We start from the raw sequence: 1,570 nt of genomic DNA on the forward strand, positions 1-1,570 counted from the left end.
TATAAAGCCCCAACGTAAAGCTGTGTTGATTCGGAGGCCTTATATTCCTCCGTCAAATCACTGTCCAGCGTTGCAACCTTTTCAATCGTATCATTTCGTTCCTTTTCCGCTTCGCCGATCTTGTCTTCAAAATCGCCGCTATCGAAGACCTCAAGCGAAAGGATATCTTTGATACTATTAAAGATCTTTTGCAGGTCCTCCTGCTGGCCAGCGACGATATCGTCTCATTCATGTTGTTTTATACTTAAATTTCCCCAAAAGTAAAAGCACCTGCTGCCAAACGGCAATCCAAGTGCTTTATTGTTTATTTTTCTTCAAATTCCTTCATTCTCTCTATTAAATCTAAATCTAGCTGTTCTTTGTTTGGGCTTATATATTTATACTCAAAATATTTAATTCTAGCAGCCGGACCAAATTCACTTTCATGCCAATTTGTATAATCAAAATGTACATTTAATTTTCCTGTATCATTTAATAATAATGTTACTGAAAACCAAGGTTCTTGATCGTTATCAGTAAAAACTTTTTGAAGTTCAACAGTTAGTTGAAATAAATTATGTAGTTCTTTATTGTAAGCCCTCTTTTCTACACTGTATAATTTTGGAATATAATGCGAAAAAACGTGTTGCTTCTCACCTTTGGGCGTAAAAAAGAAGAAAACTCCTCCTTCTCCCTCCTTAACTTCACCATTAAAAAAGAAATTATCCCATTCAGTTGGAATCATATCATTAACCTGTTGTGCAATTTCTTTATATAACTCGTTTAATTCTATTTCAAAACTCATCAATATCAGCCTCCTGATTTATTTGCAATCTCACGAATCACTGGGAATTGGCCTTCAATTTCATATTCGACCATAAAGGAATCAGGTCGCATTGAATTATTAGAATAGATTGGTTCAATGCTAACAGAGACATTCTTGGGTGGTATCTCTTTCAACGCATTGGCCCACTCAGTCTCCATTTCGTACCAAACTCCACCCCTCCTATTAATTTGACTATTTTGTGGTACAAGATTATCAATATCAGGAGGACCATTAAATTGTGCTCCTATTAAATGTCCGCCATCATCATCTGGTAATCTGTCTTTCCCCCCTACATTTGCCTGAGCATATTTATTTCTATCAGCCTTTTTTAATACAATTTCGGGAGCATCTACGTTTACAATACGTCCAAGTTCATCGGTAGTATATTTGTAGTTATCATTGGTTACATATTTTAGTATTTGGGAGTAGTTGTTTCTTACCATTTTCACCTCTTATTATGTGCTTTCCGAAGTCAATTTCTTTAACTTCGTTGACTATATTACCTTCACCAGCACCTTTAGGACTTTCTACTGTCCCGCCACCACGCACATCCTCAACATTTTTAGCCGTAATATTCTGCCAAACATCCCCCAGCCTGCGATTCTCCATATTTAACCCGAAACCGCCTAAGTCTGGACCCGCGGCGGCTAATCTTGGACCGCGAACGGGGACAGGGATTTCAACCTTGCCGATTTTCCGGCTCATGCCTTTCATGGTTGCCTGGGCCTTGGCCAGTTGCCCCTTAACATACTTTTGACTATAAGG

3 protein-coding genes and 1 pseudogene are annotated in these 1,570 nt (G+C 38.2%); all 4 read right to left on the reverse strand.

Features of this window, described 5'->3' with window-relative positions; all coding sequences use genetic code 11:
* Positions 1 to 218, reverse strand: a 218-nt coding sequence (locus EV207_RS23995; RefSeq protein WP_424511394.1) for a T7SS effector LXG polymorphic toxin, incomplete at its 3' end; no start/stop codon positions are given.
* 86 nt (positions 219 to 304) lie between these two features.
* Positions 305 to 784, reverse strand: a complete 480-nt coding sequence (locus tag EV207_RS22820) for an immunity protein YezG family protein (RefSeq protein ID WP_132748756.1) — start codon at positions 782 to 784, stop codon at positions 305 to 307.
* 5 nt (positions 785 to 789) lie between these two features.
* The gene (locus EV207_RS22825; protein WP_341539819.1) at positions 790 to 1,248 is read right to left on the reverse strand and encodes a DNA/RNA non-specific endonuclease; all 459 of its coding nucleotides are present in this window, start codon (positions 1,246 to 1,248) and stop codon (positions 790 to 792) included.
* Positions 1,202 to 1,570: pseudogene (locus EV207_RS23815) on the reverse strand (hypothetical protein); the annotation flags it as partial. The gene EV207_RS22825 and the pseudogene EV207_RS23815, both read right to left, overlap by 47 nt.

Source organism: Scopulibacillus darangshiensis (genome assembly GCF_004341035.1).
Lineage (GTDB): Bacteria > Bacillota > Bacilli > Bacillales > Sporolactobacillaceae > Scopulibacillus > Scopulibacillus darangshiensis.

Bases quoted from the DNA above. Each gene is read 5' to 3' on its own strand.
- EV207_RS22820 (WP_132748756.1), bottom strand. From the start codon at position 784: ATGAGTTTTGAAATAGAATTAAACGAGTTATATAAAGAAATTGCACAA.
- EV207_RS22825 (WP_341539819.1), bottom strand. From the start codon at position 1,248: ATGGTAAGAAACAACTACTCCCAAATACTAAAATATGTAACCAATGAT.